Annotated in this window: 11 protein-coding genes, 1 pseudogene and 2 riboswitches; of the genes and pseudogenes, 8 read left to right on the top strand and 4 right to left on the bottom strand. The window is 41.3% G+C overall.

The annotated features are described in order from the left end of the window. Positions 1–170: 170 nt before the first annotated feature. A riboswitch (cobalamin riboswitch) is annotated at positions 171–385 on the bottom strand. A 78-nt stretch (positions 386–463) separates the two neighbouring features. Genes NXV01_RS25205 through NXV01_RS25195 form a run of 3 tightly spaced genes read right to left on the bottom strand, consistent with a single transcriptional unit; the run spans position 464 to position 3,362 of the window. Further along, a complete protein-coding gene (locus NXV01_RS25205) occupies positions 464–1,219 on the bottom strand; it encodes an ABC transporter ATP-binding protein (RefSeq protein ID WP_148365171.1) in 756 nt (251 codons plus the stop codon). After that, positions 1,216–2,232: an iron ABC transporter permease gene (locus NXV01_RS25200; RefSeq protein ID WP_074637528.1), complete on the bottom strand. Its 1,017-nt coding sequence runs from the start codon at positions 2,230–2,232 to the stop codon at positions 1,216–1,218. The genes NXV01_RS25205 and NXV01_RS25200 overlap by 4 nt, the downstream gene beginning before the upstream one ends. Next, positions 2,229–3,362, bottom strand: a complete 1,134-nt coding sequence (locus tag NXV01_RS25195) for an ABC transporter substrate-binding protein (RefSeq protein ID WP_195649108.1) — start codon at positions 3,360–3,362, stop codon at positions 2,229–2,231. Before NXV01_RS25195 ends, NXV01_RS25200 begins: the two co-directional genes overlap by 4 nt. A 124-nt stretch (positions 3,363–3,486) precedes the next feature. Next, positions 3,487–3,698: riboswitch (cobalamin riboswitch) on the top strand. Between the two features lie 210 nt (positions 3,699–3,908). Here NXV01_RS25195 and NXV01_RS25190 point away from each other — a divergent pair. From NXV01_RS25190 to NXV01_RS25165, 6 genes and pseudogenes are all read left to right on the top strand, one after another. Then, positions 3,909–5,915, top strand: a complete 2,007-nt coding sequence (locus NXV01_RS25190) for a TonB-dependent siderophore receptor (RefSeq protein ID WP_259023372.1) — start codon at positions 3,909–3,911, stop codon at positions 5,913–5,915. Further along, positions 5,912–7,072: a DUF5074 domain-containing protein gene (locus NXV01_RS25185; protein ID WP_195649106.1), complete on the top strand. Its 1,161-nt coding sequence runs from the start codon at positions 5,912–5,914 to the stop codon at positions 7,070–7,072. Before NXV01_RS25190 ends, NXV01_RS25185 begins: the two co-directional genes overlap by 4 nt. A gap of 20 nt (positions 7,073–7,092) precedes the next feature. Continuing rightward, complete coding sequence (locus NXV01_RS25180; protein ID WP_259023371.1) at positions 7,093–8,139, top strand: hypothetical protein; 1,047 nt, start codon at positions 7,093–7,095, stop codon at positions 8,137–8,139. 32 nt (positions 8,140–8,171) lie between these two features. Further along, on the top strand, positions 8,172–9,476 hold the full coding sequence (locus tag NXV01_RS25175) for a DUF5074 domain-containing protein (RefSeq protein WP_259023370.1): 1,305 nt from the start codon (positions 8,172–8,174) through the stop codon (positions 9,474–9,476). Between the two features lie 250 nt (positions 9,477–9,726). Then, positions 9,727–12,484 (top strand): annotated as a pseudogene (locus NXV01_RS25170) (outer membrane beta-barrel protein). 52 nt (positions 12,485–12,536) lie between these two features. Further along, positions 12,537–13,169, top strand: a complete 633-nt coding sequence (locus NXV01_RS25165; protein ID WP_138274543.1) for an AAA family ATPase — start codon at positions 12,537–12,539, stop codon at positions 13,167–13,169. A 93-nt stretch (positions 13,170–13,262) separates the two neighbouring features. On the opposite strand, the gene NXV01_RS25160 is transcribed toward NXV01_RS25165, so the two are convergent. Further along, the gene (locus NXV01_RS25160) at positions 13,263–14,927 is read right to left on the bottom strand and encodes a putative transporter (RefSeq protein ID WP_259023369.1); all 1,665 of its coding nucleotides are present in this window, start codon (positions 14,925–14,927) and stop codon (positions 13,263–13,265) included. A gap of 269 nt (positions 14,928–15,196) precedes the next feature. Between NXV01_RS25160 and mutA the strand changes: the two genes are divergently transcribed. Together mutA and scpA are read left to right on the top strand one after the other, a co-directional pair. Next, a complete protein-coding gene (gene mutA / locus NXV01_RS25155) occupies positions 15,197–17,098 on the top strand; it encodes a methylmalonyl-CoA mutase small subunit (RefSeq protein ID WP_148365150.1) in 1,902 nt (633 codons plus the stop codon). A gap of 1 nt (position 17,099) precedes the next feature. Then, on the top strand, positions 17,100–19,247 hold the full coding sequence (gene scpA, locus NXV01_RS25150) for a methylmalonyl-CoA mutase (RefSeq protein WP_148365149.1): 2,148 nt from the start codon (positions 17,100–17,102) through the stop codon (positions 19,245–19,247). Positions 19,248–19,293: the final 46 nt, after the last annotated feature.

Genomic DNA, 19,293 nt, shown 5'->3' with positions numbered 1-19,293 from the left:
CGGAGAAATCACTTCTGCGGGGATACGCACACATTGAGCATGACGGTTTAATGCCGTCCTTTTGATATTTTAGCTAGAGAGAATTTATCCTCCTTCAATCATTTCCGATGTCATGACTACCCGATTATTTTTTTTACAGTCTGCCGTTTTCCTATCCCACGAGTAAAAACAGCTATTAAGGTATGAATGGCAGGTCTTCTGACTGACTCCCTTCCTGATTCCTTCCCGACCTTGACTATCTATCATACCCGGTCAGTGGTAAAAGTAAATATCAAGAAGTTGAATAGAGTTTCACAGCAGCGGGACTGTCCGGGATTTACACCCGATTCCCTTTTAATTCAGATAGTTGATATGGCTATCTGAAACCAATTCGGGGGCAAAGATAGCGAATTTATATAGAACCCAAATGAATGCTACCTATTTATTTTATACACAGTCTGATTCTTGTCGGATATCTGTTTGTTTATTTGATGCGTACTCTCATCTCCTGCGCATCGAACGTGACTGATTCATTGCGGAAAAGTCTTTCTATATGTCCGCTGGTCACCATTTCCTGAGTAGGTAGTGTGTACATTTGCGGATTATCTATGAGCATGATGGAGTCGCAGAGCGATAAGGCGATGTCGAGGTCATGAGTGGAGAACAAGATGCATTTGCCCTCGTCCTGTGCCAGTTTCTTTAAAAGTAAACAGAGCTCGTAGCGGTTGGGTAAGTCCAGGAAGGCGGTCGGCTCATCAAGCAGGATGACGGGAGTATCCTGTGCAAGGGCACGGGCAATCATGATTCGCTGACATTCGCCATCGGACATTTTGTCCATTGTCTTTTCTGCATAACCGGACATACCGACTAGCTGCATAGCGTCGTCCACTCGCTTTTGGTCTTCCGGTTGCAGTTGACCGATCCAGTTGGTGTAGGGAGCACGTCCTAAAGCTACTACATCTTTACAGCGGAGATTGGCGATGCGTACTTTATCGGTGGTGACAAAGCTGATATTCCGGGCTAATTTTTCCGGTTTCAATGAAGCTATGTTTTTTCCTTGCAGAGTAATTTCTCCTGATTGAGGCTTTTCCAATCCCATCATAGCACGGAGCAGGGTACTTTTTCCCGTCCCGTTACGTCCCAGCAGGGCGACGAGTTGTCCGCCCGTGATTCGGGTATTTACGGTTTCCAACAGCGTGCGCTGTCCATATCCTAATGTCAGTTCTTTAAGCTCTATCATTTGAATCTACGCAAGTTTTTGGTGATTACCCATAAAATAACCGGAACACCTAGCAAGGCGGTGATGCAGTTAACCGGAAGCTGGAATTTCTTGGCGATGATGTCGCAGAGAAGCATACTGATAAGTCCTGTCAGCATGGTGCCGGGGACAAGTATCCGGTGGTCGGCATTGTTGAACAGCAGTCGTGTGACGTGCGGTACTGCCAGACCGATAAATCCTACCGGACCACAGAAAGCGGTGACCGTTCCTGTCAGCAGTGCGGTAGAAACAAAGATGAACGTGCGTGAACGTTTTATGTTCATTCCCATCGTTCGTGCATAGTTTTCACCGAGCAGTAGCAGGTTCAGCGATTTGATACAGGCTACGGAAATCAGTAAGCCGATACATAGCATAGGTAGCATAATTCCCAGTTGGGTGGCTGTGATATGGCTAAGAGAACCCATTGACCAGAGTGTGAACATTTTCAGTTGTTCGGCAGAACTTAGGTATTGCAGAATCTGGATAATGGCGCCTGCCACATAACCTATCATAACTCCCATAATCAGTACACCGAGAATGTTCTTCACTTTCCGGCTGATAATGGCTACTCCCAATAAGATTACAGCAGTTCCTATCCAGCCCGAACCAACGATACCCAGTGACTGAAGAATTGGAAACTCCGCCCATCCAAGTAATGGAGCACCTAGTATGAACAGAGCTACGCCCAGTCCTGCACCGGAACTTACTCCCAGCAGGTAGGGGTCTGCCAACGGATTCTGGAATACTGTTTGCATCTGTAAACCACTAACGGAGAGTGCTATTCCTATCAAAGCCGCTACCACTACCCGTATGAAACGGATAGAAAGGAGAATATTACGTGTCATTTCATCACATTCGCCTCCTGTGAGTACAGTCCATACCTTGGTGATTGGAATATATGTATCTCCCGTTGCCATGTCTATCAGTAATAACAGTATGGCAACTATACCCAGTGTAATGAATAAAAAGGGAGTACGTTTATCAGGTTGTTTCATTCCAGATGTCTGTAATAGTAAAGTGAATCGGATACGAGTTCGGGGTGAAAGATATGAATCAGGTCACGCAATACGATGTCGGGACGTACCACTGCAGATTCCCAGTAGTCATTGCCTCCTGTCGGCGTTGTTCGTAAATTGTTGTTGTAAACAGTTTTTTCGCGTACTGCCTTGGCATCTGCGAATTTAGGATTGACCGTCTTTAGTTCATCCAACGTAGAAGCCATGCCTACATTAATCCAGTAGTCGGCCTTTTGTATCAGTTTGTAAGCCGTTTCCAGTCCGATGGGAGTGGAACTGTTAGAAGTGTTTTCTTTGTAGATGTAATCCGCACCTGCATCAGTTACCAATTGTGCCATGTAACTTTGTGTGGAAGGCATCACCCAACTGTCGTTCCACGGAGTATTGAACATAACGGTAGGACGTTGCTTGACGGAGTCTGTAAGTGTTTTTAGTGCATAATAGCGTTTGGGGATTTCTCTGAATATTTCCATTCCTTCCTCCCGCTTGTCCGTCAGCTCCGAAAGAACAAGCATCCATTCGGCTTTGCCGAGTGGTGATTCTTCCAGATACTCTCCCATATACAAATAGGGTATAGAGAGTTCTTTTAGTTTATCCGTCACAGCGGTTTGGGCATCACCTATTCCATATAATAATACCACATCAGGCTTTAGGCTGATCAATAGCTCGTAATTCATTTCCGGTCCCAGGTCCTTGATCGAATCTTTGTGGGCAAGAATATAAGGATTGGCAATGTAATCGATACCTGACACTCCGACAATTCTGTTTATTTCTCCCAACGCGTCGAGCATGGCAATGTAAGAAGAAGACATGCATACGATTTGTTTCGCTCCGGCAGGAATTATAGGTCCATTGAATCCGGCGGGCGCTTGTTCACCGTTGCGTGAAACGAAATAGGACATTGTTATGTCTTTAGCCCCTTGCCATGGATTCGTTATCTGTATAAGGGTGCTGGCAAAATTCTCTGCGCCTAGAATCTTGAATCCTGAAGCATATTCGGGGATATATATATTTTGCTTAAATACCTCCAGAGATGTTTTATTACGAGATATGCAGCTTGCCAAAAAGAAGAGGCATAGTAATGCGATAGTTGAGATTGGAGATTTCACTTTTATACGGCTTTTAATTAGAAAAAATAATAGTGGATGCTCTCGGGGGCAAAGATAGGACTTATTATTAGTTTGTTTTTATTTTAATTCGAATTTTCTTCTGATTTATTTCTATTTAGTGTATATTTGCCACAGAAATTTTGGTGTCACTCGTCCGATGCTACGGAAGAGTGGTGAAAAGGGAATCAGGTGTAAATCCTGAACAGACCCGCTGCTGTAAGCTCCGCCAATAGTTTTCCTACAATACTCAAATCCACTGTCTCACTTTGGAGAGATGGGAAGGGCGTTAGGAAAATGGAGTAAGTCAGAAGACCTGCCAAAGTTGAATTCTTGAAACTTTCTGGGATTAGAGTTTGAAGAGTGCAGTTTTTTTATTCAAAATACATCTTTATTGATGATGTGAAGTTCCGGAAGGAAATAATATGCCTTTTTGAATGTGCCATTATACGGGAAAGAAGTACGTATATGTGTTTGAGTGTGTGGAAAATTGCATCCTTGCTGTAACCCTATGAAAGTTTATTATTTTAATTAATAAACAGGAGGATTATGTTCGGGCAGATTCATTTTAGGATATTTTGGATAGGATGCTTTTTGAGTATGGTTTCATGGTTGTCAGCACAAAGCAAGCTGGACAGTTTACATCATCTTAATGAAGTAGTAGTCACTGCTAAAATTAATAAGGAAGTGATTCCTGTTCAATCTTTATCAGGAGATAAGTTAGAAAAGTTGGCGGTACATTCAGTTGCAGATGCCATACGTTATTTTTCAGGAGTGCAAATAAAAGATTATGGTGGAATAGGTGGTTTGAAGACCGTTAATATTCGAAGTATGGGGACGAATCATGTCGGAGTGTTCTATGATGGCATTGAATTGGGGAATGCTCAGAATGGAGTTATTGATTTGGGGCGCTTTTCTTTGGATAACATGGAAGCTGTCACTTTATATAATGGTCAGAAAAGTGCAATTTTTCAGCCGGCAAAAGATTTCGGCTCTGCGGGATCTATCTATCTGCAGTCGAGGACGCCTGTGTTTCAAGGAAATAGAAACTATCATGTAAGAGCGACCTTTAAAACGGGATCTTTCGGAGTTGCCAATCCCTCTTTGCTTTGGGAACAAAAACTGAGTGAGAATGTGGGTGCATCACTTAGTACCGAATATATGTATACAACCGGAAAGTATAAATTTACTTATGCTGTAGCCGGGGGATATGATACTACGGCAGTCCGTCGCAATGGAGATGTGAATGCTTTACGTGCCGAAGGAGGCTTATATGGTAAAATGAAAGGTGGATACTGGCGTACGAAAGCTTATTTTTATAATTCGGAGCGTGGATATCCTGGTGCTGTTGTTCGGAATCGTTTCTCACATGAAGATCGCCAGTGGGATAAAAATTTCTTTTTTCAGTCTTCTTTCAAGAAAGATTTCGGTGGAGTATATAGTTTGTTGTTGAACACCAAGTATGCGTATGATTATTTGCACTATTTGGCAGATCCCAGAAAAGAGGAGGCTACTATGTATGTGGACAATACATATCGTCAACAGGAAGTTTATTTGTCAATGGCTAATAGGGTAACTCTTCTTCCTTTTTGGGATGTGAATCTTTCAGCGGACTATCAATGGAATAAGTTGGATGCTAATCTGACTGATTTTCCTTATCCCCAGCGGAATACGACATTAGTAGCAGCAGCTACTTCTTTACATTTTGAGCGTTTTAAGTTGCAAGCTAGTGTTTTAGGAACTTTCGTACAGGAAAATGTTGCTTCGGATACTACTTCAGCCGGGAATAAAATGGAATTTACTCCTACTTTCATGGCTTCCTATAAGCCTTTCAAGAATATTGATTTTAATTTACGTGCTTTTTATAAACGGATATTTCGTATGCCGACATTAAATGATTTGTATTATACATTCATAGGAAATATAAAATTAAAACCTGAATATACGAATCAATATAATGTAGGGTTTACTTATCAGAAATTATTTGCTGGAACGTGGCTGCAAGCTTTAAATGTTCAACTGGATGCATATTATAATGAGGTGGAAAATAAAATAATAGCAACTCCTACCAATAATTTCTTTCGTTGGACAATGGTTAACTTGGGGCTTGTCAAAATAAAAGGGGTGGATGTCGTTTTGCAGGGAAATTGGAAATTGGGTGATGATTGGATGTTTGATAGCCGATTGTCATATACTTACCAAAAAGCACAGGATTTTACTGATAAGCTGGATAAAGATACGTATGGAGGGCAAATAGCGTATATACCCTGGCATAGTGGTTCGGCCATACTGAATGCTGAATACAAATCATGGGAGTTGAACTATAGTTTTATATATACGGGAGAACGTTATGATGTCTCTGCCAATACTCCGGAAAATTATCACCTTCCTTGGTATACAAGTGATTTATCTTTTGCAAAGAATTTCAATTGGAAAAAGTATGATTTCAAGTTGGCTTTGGAAGTGAATAATATTTTTAATCAACAATATGAAGTCGTAAGGTCTTATCCGATGCCCGGAACTAACTTTAAATTCATTTTATATTTAACTATATGATGGTGAAGAATATTCTTTTGCATGTCTTGTTTGGAATAGTAACAAGTTGCTGTTTGTTTGCTTGTCGGGGAGAACTGCCGGTTTTACCTTCTGATGAGATAGAAGTTGGTAAGGATCCGATGGGGGGGATCCGTATCAAAGGAATGTATCTTCTTAATGAAGGAAACATGGGGAGCAATAAATGTACGCTTGATTTTTATGATTGTACTACCGGTAAGTATCATCGCAATATTTATGCTGAACGAAATCCGTCTGTGGTAAAAGAATTGGGAGATGTTGGAAATGATTTGCAGATTTATGGGGATAAATTGTATGCTGTAATTAATTGCTCAAACTTTATAGAAGTGATGGATGTGGAAACAGCGCAACACTTGGGGCAAATAGATGTAACGAATTGCCGGTATATCACTTTTAGCGATGGAAAGGCGTATGTTAGTTCTTATGCAGGGCCTGTCGGAATAGACCCTAATGCACGCCCGGGAAAAATAGTTGAAGTAGATACGACTAATTTGGCTATAACCCGTGAAGTGGTGGTCGGTTATCAGCCCGAAGAAATGGTAATAAAAGATGGAAAACTCTATGTCGCCAATTCCGGCGGTTACCGTTTCCCGGATTATGACCGGACTGTATCAGTCATTGATTTGAAGACCTTTAAAGTTATTAAAACTATTGACGTGGCTATCAATCTTCACCGTATGAAGTTGGATCGTTACGGGCGTATATATGTGAGTTCGAGGGGGGATTATTATGGAACCGGGTCAGATGTTTTTATTATAGATACTCAAACGGATCGTGTGACAGGGAGTTTGGGACTTGCTGCCAGTGAGATGTGTATGAGTGGAGATTCTATCTATATGACAAGTGTGGAATGGAGTTACGTTACGGAAAGTAATACTATCACTTATACTCTTTATGACGTGAGACAAAATAAAATAGTTTCTCACAATTTTATTACTGATGGAACAGAAACAGAGATTGCAATTCCATATGGGGTGGCCGTAAACCCAGAGACAAAAGAAATTTTTGTAACAGATGCAAAAAGTTATGTAGTGCCCGGATATCTTTATTGCTTTAGTCCTGAAGGAAAGAAAAGATGGAAAGTCAGGGCAGGAGATATACCGGCTCATTTTGCTTTTACAACGAAAACATTTCAATAACTAACTGATAATTAATAAAAATGGAAAGGAAGATTTTAAGACTAACATGGGGCATTGCAGTTTTTTTATGTTGGGGAACTGTATTCACAGGGTGTGGTGATGAAGAAGATACTTTTGAAAATATAGAACCTACTCCTGAAGGGGCTACGGCTTATATCACTAAAGTTTTTGATTTTGTTCCGGCCGTAGGACAATTTACTAATTCGTTGCCGGAATATGAGGAAGGTGATACACAAGAGGCAATGAATGAGAAAGTGTTGGCTGCTATTGGTAATAATAAAAAAGGAATGATTTCGTTAGGAGGATTCGGGGGATATGTTGTGGTAGGTTTTGATCATACGATCGCCAATGTTGTTGGAAAACGTGATTTCCGAGTGCTTGGCAATGCTTTTTATTCTGCGGATAATCCTGATATCAATGCACCGGAGGGAGGAAGTTGTGAGCCGGGAGTGATCATGGTGGCTTATGATAAAAATCAGAATGGTGTGCCGGATGATGAGTGGTATGAAATTGCTGGTAGTGCTCACGAAAACCCTGCATTAGAATTATGGTATGATAAGGCTGTAACTGCTGGAAATGATGTGAAGACTTATCGAAACTATGAAATTACATACTATCGTCCGGAAAAAGAGCCGACCACTTCGGAAGGAAGGGAGAAATATATCTGGTGGGAAGATAATCAGGGAAACTCCGGATATAAAGTGAAGAATACATTTCACAAGCAATGTTATTATCCGGAATGGATAAAAGAAGATAAAATAACTTTTAAGGGAACTTGTTTACCTCAAAATGCTGTTGACGAAAGTGGGCAAGGTAGTTATTTTGTATTGTATAAATTCCGTTATGGTTATGCTGATAATGAATTGAATACAAAAGACGAGTCTGCTATTGATATAGATTGGGCAGTAAATTCAAAAGGTCAAAAGGTGCATTTACCCGGGGTTGATTTCATAAAGATATATACTGGAGTCAATCAGGGAAATGGGTGGTTGGGGGAATGCTCCACTGAAATATCAGGAGTTGAGGACTTACATATTTTAGGAGTTGATATTGATACACGTAAATAAGTAAAAAATAATTTATAATAATGAAGATAAAAATGAGAAAGTATTTAGTATTGGCAACTGTTGCCTTGAGTTTAGCTTTTGCAGCTTGTGATGATGAGAATAATGTGAACTCATCTGTATTGATTGGGAACGGATCGGGAAGTAATGTGTTAGCGCAGCTGGATACATTATACTTAGATGCTCGGATTGAAAATCTGTCAGGAACAATGAAATATCTGTGGACAGTAGATGGAAAAGAAGTGTCAACCGCTTCAACATATAAATTCTCACAACCTAAGACTGGAGAGTATGTTATAGGCTTGACTGTATCAGACAGTAACGGCGAGACCTTTCAAACGAATATGACTGCCAAGGTGGAAGGACGGTTTGGTAATGGCGCTTTTGTTTTGAATGAAGGAAATATGAGTAATGAGACAGGAACTCTGACCTTTATTGATTCAAAAGGAATAGCGGTAGATAGTGCGTATTATCGGGTAAATCAGACTTTGCTCGGTAATGTCTGTCAGGACTTGTTTATTAGTGATAACCGAATTTATATACTTTCTCAGAATGGCGCAAAGAATGGGGGTGAAGGATTATTGACTATTGCTGATGCAGATAATTTGGAGAAAGTGAGAGTGTATAATAATACGACCTTATCTTGGCCGACTAACTTGGCTGTGGTAGGAGAAAATCTCTATATTCGTGATAACAAAGGAGTTTATATGTTAAATACTTCTACAGATGTTTTGACTTTAGTTGAAGGCACTAGCGGAGCTTTGAAAAATCGTATGGCTGTGGTTGGAGAAAAAACTTTTGTAATGGGTAGTAAAAAGCTTTTTGTGATTCAGAATGGAGTTGTTGTACATACGATTTCATTCGAAGGTGCTTTATCCGGCGTCGCTAAGGCGTTTGATGAAAATTTGTGGGTATCGTGTACAAGTCCGGCAAGTATTATAAAAATTAATCCGGTTGATTATACAATAATTGATTCTCATCAATTAGATGTCAGCATCGGTGCTGGCTGGGGAGTTGCTCCTGCCTTTTCTGCGAAAGATGATATTATTTATTTTAGCAATGCCGGCTTTAAGTTATATCGGCATATTTTCTCTCAAGATAAGACAGAAGAGGTTGCTAATATAAAAGATTATGTGGAAGATGCCGGCATATATTATAATAGTTTGGGAGTTGATCCAGTAAGCGGAGAAGTCTATTTTGCGACTTTAAAAGGATATGCAGAGTATAAAACAAATGATATTGCTATTTTGGATTTTACTAAGTCGCCGGTTTTGCAGACTGATATTAAAAATAAAAATAGTTTTCCTGCAGGAGTTTTCTTCACGGAAAATTTTAAGTAAAAAATATAGTTTATAATCTATTACGTTGAATGATAGAGACTTCCTTGTCCGAGAAAAGAATGTCCTTTTAAGAAGTATATTTTTTGATTGGTAAGGAAGTCTTCTTTTTGTTTGGATATATTGTGACCTTGTGTGATTGGAATGTAATTAGTTTTAATAAAATGGATAAAGTAGTATGCTTTCAAGAAAACTCCTTAATTTTGTGTCATAATTTCGACAGAATTAAATATTAGACTTGACTACTATTGATATGAAAATTAGCAGACTATGCGGGGGCTTTTTATTAATCTTTTGCATGCATACAATAATGTATGCTCAACAAGTGAGAACTGTGCGAGGAAGAGTGCAGACTGTGGAAGCCGGCAGTAATGAGAAGCGGGCATTGCCATCTGCCAGCATTGTTATTTTGGCGAAGAGCGATTCTGCCTTTATCAAGGGGATAACAAGTGAGAAGAATGGGCGTTTCGTTCTTAATTATCAACCGCAGAAGAAAAAGAAATACCTGTTGAAAGTCTCTTTTATGGGAATGCAATCTGTATACCGGACGCTGGAAGACTCTGTATCGGTGAATATCGGTACAGTGGTATTGAAAGATGATGATATTCAGATTAGTGAAGTGACGATAACGGGAAAATTGCAGGAAGTAGTGATGGAGGGAGATACTACGGTTATCAATGCTGCCGCTTTTAAGACTCGTGAAGGAGCTTATCTGGAAGATTTGGTGAAGCGTGTTCCCGGATTGGTATATAATAAGAAAGATAATTCGTTGACATACAACGGACAGCCCATCAGTGAAATCAATGTAAATGGCGAAGCTTTTTTCTCCGGAGATAAAAAGACGGCACTCGAAAATCTTCCGGCAGACCTGATTAGTAAGTTGAAAGTATATGATAAGAAATCGAAAGAAGAGGAGTTCACCGGAATTAGTTCAGGAGAAAAGAAATATGTACTCGACTTGCAGACTAAGGATGAATTGAATAAAACCTGGCTGACAAATGCAACAGTAGGATACGGGAATAACCAGAAGAAGGATTTCGAGGGGCAAGTGAATTATTTTAGTAAAGACGGAGATAATCTTTCTTTTATCGCACAGTCTACCAACAGATACCAAAATAGTACTTACAAGGATAATATCAACAATTCGGTAGGAATGAATATGACTCATAAATTCGGTAAGAAATTCTCCCTGACCGGAAGTGTGAACTATAATCTGAACCGGAACGGAAATCTTTCTTCCATTTATCAGGAACAGTATTTACCGGCAGGTAATCAATATTCTGCGTCTACTAACGAGAGTAACTCTAAGGGACGGTCGATTAGTTCTAACTTCATGGGAAGTTGGGAAGTGGATAAGCGTACACGCATACATTTCACCGGTAATGTAGGAATCTCTCCCAACAGGAATGAAAACAGTAGCCAGAATGCATCCTTTGATGCTCCTCCCGGCATAAGTCATGAGAGCTTGTTTGATGACTTTGAATCTATTCCTCGGAATATAAAAGTGAATCGTAGTGAGAACCGGTCGCGTTCGGAGAATCAGTCGAACCGTTATAGCTGGATGATGGGTATTATGAGGCGTCTGAATGAAAAAGGTACAACGCTGGCATTGAATATCCTGAACTCGGATTCGTGGGGGAGATAATGAAAGCTTTTCGCTTTCCAAAACTACTTATTTCCGTCTCGAAGATAAATTGGGAAATGATTCGGTGCTTTATCGTAACCAGTATTTGAAGTCGCCTCAAAAAAATAATTCATGGAGAGTCGGGATTACCTTTGCCCAGCCTATTGGTAAGAAGATGCATTTCCGGGTAGCATATAACTGGGATACTAACTATGAGCGTGATAATCGTGATACGTATGAATTATCTTCTCTGACGAAGTCGGAAGTTTTTGGTGAGCTGCCTCCCGACTATGAAGCAGGATATGTGGATAGTTTGAGCAATCGGAGTCATAGTCGTACGAATGGACATAACTTGGATGTAGGGCTCAATTACTCCGATGATACCTGGATGTTTAATGCCTCATTGGGAATGACCCCGCAAAAACGTGCCATTGAACGGAAAATGGGAAAGCTCTATGCGGACACTACCATGCATACTATCGACTTCCAGCCTATGATATGGGTGAATTGGAAAAAGAAAGAGGCACGGATCACTTTCAATTATAGCGGTAGAACCCGGCAACCCTCTTTATCTGATTTAATGCCGCTGACGGATAACAGTAATCCGTTGTATATCACCCGGGGAAATCCGGATTTGAAACAGATGTTTTCTCATAGTGTCCGTGTGGGCTTTCAACACTCAAAAAAAGGTATATCTGCGAATATCGGCGGGCAAATGGAACAGAATAGCGTGACGCAGGTAGTGCTATATGATGCACAAACCGGTGGACGTGAGACATCTCCTATTAATATTAACGGAAACTGGAATGTATATGGAAGTGCCAACTGGTGGAAGCGTCTGGGACATTTTTCCTTGCGGTTGGATATGAACGGTAATCATAGCAATCGTGTCAGTATGATTAATGAAGACAAGAGCCTCGAACCGAAGAAAAGTACGACACGTGATACCGGATTGGGGTGTGACGCGAATGTATCTTATCAGCCCACGTGGGGAGGCATTGATTTCTCTACTTCCTGGAATTATCAGTATTCGCTTAATTCTATCAATGATAACGATACCTATACACGTAATTATAGTTTCCGTCTTGAGGGATACGTTGACCTTCCTTTTGGTTTGCAATTACGGACTGACGGGGCTTATTCTTTCCGTAATGGTACGAATATCCGTAAAGGCGAAGATGACCAAATGTTGTGGAATGCAAGTGCTAGCTGGCGGTTTTTGAAAAAGAAAGAAGCGGAATTATCTGCCTATTGGGCGGATATTCTCGGAAAGAGGAAGAGTTTCGGGCGTACGACTACTTCTGATGGTTTTTATGAGTTCCGTAACCAAGAAATAAAAGGATATTTCATAGTCACTTTTAAATATAACTTTCGTTTGATGATGTGATTTTTAGAAAAAAGTCGTATGTTTGCTACAGAACCATAAAACAAAATGTACTATGAGCGGTAATTACGTTATCAATATCGGCCGTCAGTTAGGTAGCGGTGGAAAAGAAATAGGAGAGAAGTTGGCTGCCCGTTTGGGGATCAACTTCTACGACAAGGAACTGATCAATCTGGCTTCAGAGGAAAGCGGATTGTGTAAGGAGTTTTTTGAAAAGGCTGATGAAAAAGCTTCGCAAGGTATTATTGGCGGACTGTTCGGTATGCGTTTTCCTTTTATCAGTGAGGGAGCTATGCCATGTAACAACTGCTTGAGCAATGATGCCTTGTTCAAAGTACAGAGTGATGTGATCCGTCATCTGGCAGCAGAAAGATCTTGTGTCTTTGTAGGACGTTGCGCAGATTATATTCTGCGGGAACATCCTCGTTGTGCGAATGTTTTTATTTCAGCCTCTAAAGAAGATCGCATAGCACGGTTGTGTAGTATGCATCATATTGATGCGGAAGCTGCAGAAGAAATGATGGAAAAGGCGGATAAGAGACGTTCGGAATACTATAATTATTATAGCTATAAAACGTGGGGAGCAGCAGCTACTTATCATTTGTGTATCGATTCTTCTTCTTTGGGAATTGAAGAGACAGTGCGGTTCATTGAAGAATTTGTGGTAAAGAAATTGCAGCTTGTATGATAGGGTGATAGAAAAGTAGATTGAAAAAATAAATAAAGCCGGCATATTTCATTAGGATATAGCCGGCTTTATTCTTTATGTGCTAAATTTGATTTACATCATTGTTAATAATATCATCTGTCCTGTCAGAATACGGAGGAACATCGATAACGGATAAACTGTAGAATAACCCACTGCCGGAGCATCTCCGGAGGTTGTTTGATTGGCGTAAGCCAATGCGGGGGGATCGGTATTGCTACCGGCTATCAATCCCATTAGGGTGAAGTAGTTTACCTTATAATATAATCTTGCGATAGCACCGATAATAAGTAGCGGGATGACGGTGATCAGGAAACCACAGCCTACATAAAGCAGACCGTCACCTTCAACTACCGTTTGCACGAAATTGGCACCGGCATCTATACCTACACTGGCAAGGAAGAGTACAATACCGATTTCGCGAAGCATCAGGTTGGCACTCATGGTTGTATAGGTTACTAAATGTAGCTTATGACCAAAACGTCCGATAAGAATAGCCACTACCAGCGGTCCACCTGCCAAGCCTAATTTTAAAGGAGTCGGCATACCCGGAAATGCAATCGGAAGACTACCCAGAAGGATACCTAAGAAGATACCAACGAAAATTGTGACAATGTTCGGTGTATCCAAGCGTTTCAATTGATTACCCAGTACACCGGCTACGCGTTCTACTGCATCTTGCTGTCCTACTACCATTACGCGGTCACCTACTTGAAGTATCAGGTTCGGATCGGCAAATAAATCCATACCGGAACGGTTGATACGGGTAATATTCACCCCATACATGCTACGGAAGTGCATAGAACCTAATGTTTTACCATTGATTTCCGGTTTAGTGACCAGAATACGGCGGGAAACCATTGGAAGATCTTGTTTCTCCCAGTCGAGTTCCACTTCTTTTCCGATAAATACAACAATTGCCGGAGCATCTTCTTCCGAGCAGACGATAAATAACTGGTCGCCTACATTAAACACTGTTTCATGGTCGGGAATACTTACATGACCATCATGGCGGATTCGAGAGCAAACGAAGTTACGACCCAAGAACTGCTTGATTTCAATCAGGTTTTTTCCACTGATTGATTCGTTCCGAACTTCCAGGCTCATCATGTGAGGTTTGTGGTGTGCATCACCGCTTTGAGTCTTTAAGTTCTCTTCCTCTTTGGTCATGTTGACACGGAAGATGTAACGGATAGCGATGATAGAACCGATGATACCTACCACACCAAGCGGATAGGCACAAGCATATCCCAATGCAATCTGTGGACCAGTATAATTTAGCTGGTTCAAGGCTTCATTGGCAGCACCAAGTCCCGGAGTGTTTGTGACAGCTCCATAGAGGATACCTACCATCATCGGCAGTTCTACCCGGCCGTTCCAGAGGTAATAGAGTCCCAGTGCAACAGCAATATTTAACACTACGATGCCTACAGCCAACAGGTTCAATGTCATTCCTCCTTTTTTGAAAGAGGAAAAGAAAGATGGCCCCACCTGAAGACCGATACAGAATACGAACAAGATCAATCCGAACTCACGGATGAAATGTAGGATGTGTGTATCGGCCGTGAAGCCGAAATGTCCCATTAGGATGCCGGCAAACAAAACAAATGTGACGCCCAAAGATACTCCGAATATCTTTATTTTACCAAGATACACGCCGACAGCCACTACAAATGCGTAGAGGAGCACGATGTGAGCTACGGAGCTGGGGTCCCACAATAAACTTTGTAACCAATCCATAATATAGCAGTTTTTATAATGTTTTTCTAAAAACGGGTGCAAAATTACTCATAACATCGGAGCAAATCAAATAAATGAAGAACTAAAAATGAAGAATTTCTATGCAGATTGTATACATTCGACGAATCGGGACGCCCTGTGCGAATTTTCCCTAAAAAAGAGATTCGTTTTAACTTATTGGTTATATTTGCAAGTCGAACGACGGATGTTTAGAAAGAGATAGATAAAAATAAAGACAATATTAATCTTGTTTTAATTTTAAATAAACTATGGCAGACAAAAAAGAAAAACTCTTCTCAGACTTTTCTCCTGTCTCTACCGAACAATGGATGGAGAAGGTTACAGCCGATTTGAAAGGTGCTGATTTTGAGAAGAAGCTCGTTTGGAAAACAAACGAAGGGTTTAAGGTGAAACCTTTTTACCGGATGGAAGATCTGGAGGATTTAAAAACTACTGATGCGCTTCCTGGGGAGTTCCCTTATTTAAGAGGAACTAAAAAAGATAACAATGCGTGGTTGGTTCGCCAGGAAATTAGAGTGGAATGTCCGAAAGACGCCAATGCGAAAGCACTGGATATCTTAAATAAGGGTGTTGACTCACTTTCTTTTCATGTGAAAGCAAAAGAACTCAATGCGGAATATATTGAAACACTGTTAAGTGATATTCAGGCGGAGTGTGTTGAACTGAATTTCTCAACCTGTCAGGGGCATGTGGTTGAGTTGGCTAATCTGCTGGTAGCTTATTTCCGGAAGAAAGATTATGATGTGAAGAAACTGAAAGGTTCTATCAACTATGATTTCTTCAACAAGATGCTGACTCGTGGCAAGGAGAAAGGTGATATGGTGCAAACAGCCAAATCCTTGATTGAAGCCATTCAGCCGCTTCCTTTCTATCGTGTGCTGAATGTAAATGCTTTATCATTGAATAATGCAGGTGCTTATATTTCTCAGGAATTGGGTTATGCTCTGGCTTGGGGAAATGAATATATGAGTCAATTGACTGATGCCGGTATTCCTGCTGCTATAGTAGCCAAGAAAATCAAGTTTAATTTTGGTATCAGTTCCAATTACTTCCTTGAAATAGCAAAATTCCGTGCGGCACGTTTACTTTGGGCAAATATTGTAGCTTCTTACAATCCCGAATGTGTGCGTGATTGCGAGAATAAAGGTCCTAACGGAGAATGTCGTTGCGCAGCAAAAATGGCGGTTCATGCCGAAACCTCTACTTTCAATCTTACTTTGTTTGATGCACATGTGAATCTGCTTCGTACACAAACAGAAGCAATGAGTGCTGCATTAGGAGGCGTAGACTCAATGACGGTAACTCCGTTTGATAAGACTTATGAGACTCCGGACGAGTTCTCGGAACGTTTGGCTCGTAACCAACAACTGTTGTTGAAAGAAGAATCTCATTTTGATAAAGTGATCGACCCTGCTGCCGGTTCTTATTATATCGAGAATCTGACTGTGTCTATTGCAAAACAGGCTTGGGAACTCTTCCTTACTGTAGAAGAAGCAGGTGGCTTCTATGCGGCATTGAAAGCAGGAACTGTTCAGGCTGCTGTGAATGAAAGCAACAAGGCTCGCCACAAGGCAGTTGCACAGCGTCGTGAAGTGTTGTTGGGTACAAATCAATTCCCGAATTTCAATGAAAAGGCTGGTGATAAGCAACCTGTTGAAGGTAAGTGCTGCTGCGGAGGTGACTCTCATACTTGTGAGAAAGATGTATCCACATTAGTGTTCGATCGTGCTGCTAGTGAGTTTGAAGCGTTGCGTCTTGAAACAGAAGCGTCGGGTAAACGTCCGAAAGCGTTTATGTTGACTATTGGTAATCTGGCAATGCGTCAGGCACGTGCTCAATATTCTTGTAACTTCTTGGCTTGTGCCGGTTATGAAGTAGTCGATAATCTGGGATTTGAAACTGTAGAAGCAGGAGTAGAGGCAGCTATGGCTGCAAAAGCTGATATTGTTGTTATCTGTTCCAGTGATGATGAATATGCTGAATATGCAATTCCAGCTTTCAAAGCACTGAATGGTCGTGCTATGTTTATCGTTGCCGGTGCTCCGGCTTGTATGGACGACTTGAAAGCCGCAGGTATCGAAAATTTCATCCATGTCCGTGTCAATGTATTGGATACCTTGAAAGAGTTTAACACTAAACTATTGAAGTAAGATGAGAAAAGATTTTAAAAACATCGATATATATGCCGCATTTCAGCCGACGAATGGTGCTGAATGGCAAAAGGCTAACGGTATCTCCGCTGACTGGAAAACACCGGAACACATTGAAGTGAAGCCTGTCTATACAAAAGAAGACCTTGAAGGAATGGAACATCTTGGCTATGCTGCCGGACTCCCTCCTTATTTGCGCGGTCCGTATTCAGTAATGTACACTCTTCGCCCTTGGACTATCCGCCAGTATGCCGGATTCTCCACTGCCGAAGAATCAAATGCATTCTATCGCCGTAATTTGGCTTCCGGTCAGAAAGGTTTGTCAGTAGCATTCGACTTGGCTACTCACCGTGGATATGACCCCGATCACGAACGTGTAGTAGGCGACGTAGGTAAAGCCGGTGTATCTATCTGTTCATTGGAAAATATGAAAGTGCTGTTCGATGGTATCCCATTGAACAAAATGTCTGTGTCTATGACAATGAATGGAGCTGTGCTTCCGATTATGGCATTCTATATCAATGCCGGTTTGGAGCAAGGTGCTAAACTTGAAGAAATGGCCGGTACTATCCAAAATGATATTCTGAAAGAATTCATGGTGCGTAATACTTATATTTATCCGCCTGCATTCTCTATGAAGATTATTTCTGATATTTTCGAATACACTTCGCAGAAGATGCCTAAGTTCAACTCTATCTCTATCTCCGGTTATCACATGCAGGAAGCAGGTGCAACTGCGGATATCGAGTTAGCTTATACATTGGCCGATGGTTTGGAATATCTTCGTGCCGGAACGGCAGCAGGCATTGACATTGATGCATTTGCACCGCGTCTGTCTTTCTTTTGGGCGATCGGAACCAATCACTTTATGGAAATAGCCAAGATGCGTGCTGCACGTATGTTGTGGGCGAAGATTGTGAAGCAATTTAATCCGAAGAACCCGAAATCACTGGCATTGCGTACTCACTCACAGACTTCCGGTTGGTCGTTGACAGAACAGGATCCGTTCAATAACGTAGGGCGTACTTGTATTGAGGCTATGGCTGCAGCTCTGGGGCATACTCAATCTCTGCATACCAATGCATTGGATGAGGCTATCGCTCTTCCGACAGATTTCTCTGCACGTATTGCCCGTAATACTCAAATTTATATCCAGGAAGAAACTTATGTTTGCAAGAACGTTGACCCATGGGGTGGATCTTATTATGTAGAGTCTCTGACTAATGAGCTGGCACACAAGGCTTGGGAACACATTCAGGAAATTGAAAAATTGGGTGGTATGGCGAAAGCTATCGAAACAGGTATTCCTAAGATGCGTATCGAAGAAGCTGCTGCACGTACACAAGCCCGTATCGACAGTGGTCAGCAGACAATTGTCGGTGTGAACAAGTATCGTTTGGAAAAAGAAGCTCCGATTGATATTCTTGAAATTGATAATACGGCTGTTCGTCTTGAACAGATTGAAAACCTGAAACGTTTGAAAGAAGGACGTAACCAAGCTGAAGTGGACAAAGCATTGGCAGCAATTACCGAATGTGTAAAGACTGGCAAGGGTAACTTGTTGGAATTGGCTGTGGAAGCAGCTCGTGTTCGCGCAACATTGGGTGAGATTTCTTATGCTTGCGAACAGATAGTAGGACGTTATAAAGCAATAATTAGAACGATATCAGGCGTGTATTCATCAGAAAGTAAAAACGATAGCGACTTCAAACGTGCTTGTGAACTGGCCGAGAAGTTTGCGAAGAAAGAGGGACGTCAACCTCGTATCATGATTGCGAAAATGGGACAGGACGGTCACGACCGTGGTGCTAAAGTCGTAGCAACCGGTTATGCTGACTGTGGTTTCGACGTGGATATGGGACCCTTGTTCCAGACTCCGGCGGAAGCTGCTCGCGAGGCTGTTGAAAACGACGTTCATGTAGTAGGTGTTTCTTCACTGGCTGCCGGACATAAGACATTGGTTCCGCAAATTATTGAAGAACTGAAGAAACTGGGTCGTGAGGACATTGTAGTGATTGCCGGTGGTGTTATTCCTGCACAAGATTACGATTTCTTGTATAAGGCAGGTGTAGCTGCTATCTTCGGTCCGGGTACTCCGGTAGCGAGAGCTGCTTGTCAGATTTTGGAAATTCTAATGGATGAAGAATAAGGAAAACTATCTTATTGACAGATTGTATATGCAATAAGTAACCATG

Source organism: Bacteroides sp. BFG-606 (assembly GCF_024788145.1).
Classification (GTDB): domain Bacteria; phylum Bacteroidota; class Bacteroidia; order Bacteroidales; family Bacteroidaceae; genus Bacteroides; species Bacteroides vicugnae.
Note: the sequence above shows the minus strand (reverse complement) of the source record. Positions and strands in the feature narration are given on the sequence as shown.

Excerpts from the sequence above, each read along its gene's own strand:
- NXV01_RS25200 (WP_074637528.1), bottom strand. The coding sequence starts at position 2,232 with ATGAAACAACCTGATAAACGTACTCCCTTTTTATTCATTACACTGGGT.
- NXV01_RS25165 (WP_138274543.1), top strand. The coding sequence starts at position 12,537 with ATGAGCGGTAATTACGTTATCAATATCGGCCGTCAGTTAGGTAGCGGT.
- NXV01_RS25160 (WP_259023369.1), bottom strand. The coding sequence starts at position 14,927 with ATGGATTGGTTACAAAGTTTATTGTGGGACCCCAGCTCCGTAGCTCAC.
- NXV01_RS25190 (WP_259023372.1), top strand. The coding sequence starts at position 3,909 with ATGTTCGGGCAGATTCATTTTAGGATATTTTGGATAGGATGCTTTTTG.
- scpA (WP_148365149.1), top strand. The coding sequence starts at position 17,100 with ATGAGAAAAGATTTTAAAAACATCGATATATATGCCGCATTTCAGCCG.
- NXV01_RS25205 (WP_148365171.1), bottom strand. The coding sequence starts at position 1,219 with ATGATAGAGCTTAAAGAACTGACATTAGGATATGGACAGCGCACGCTG.
- NXV01_RS25175 (WP_259023370.1), top strand. The coding sequence starts at position 8,172 with ATGAGAAAGTATTTAGTATTGGCAACTGTTGCCTTGAGTTTAGCTTTT.
- NXV01_RS25185 (WP_195649106.1), top strand. The coding sequence starts at position 5,912 with ATGATGGTGAAGAATATTCTTTTGCATGTCTTGTTTGGAATAGTAACA.
- mutA (WP_148365150.1), top strand. The coding sequence starts at position 15,197 with ATGGCAGACAAAAAAGAAAAACTCTTCTCAGACTTTTCTCCTGTCTCT.
- NXV01_RS25180 (WP_259023371.1), top strand. The coding sequence starts at position 7,093 with ATGGAAAGGAAGATTTTAAGACTAACATGGGGCATTGCAGTTTTTTTA.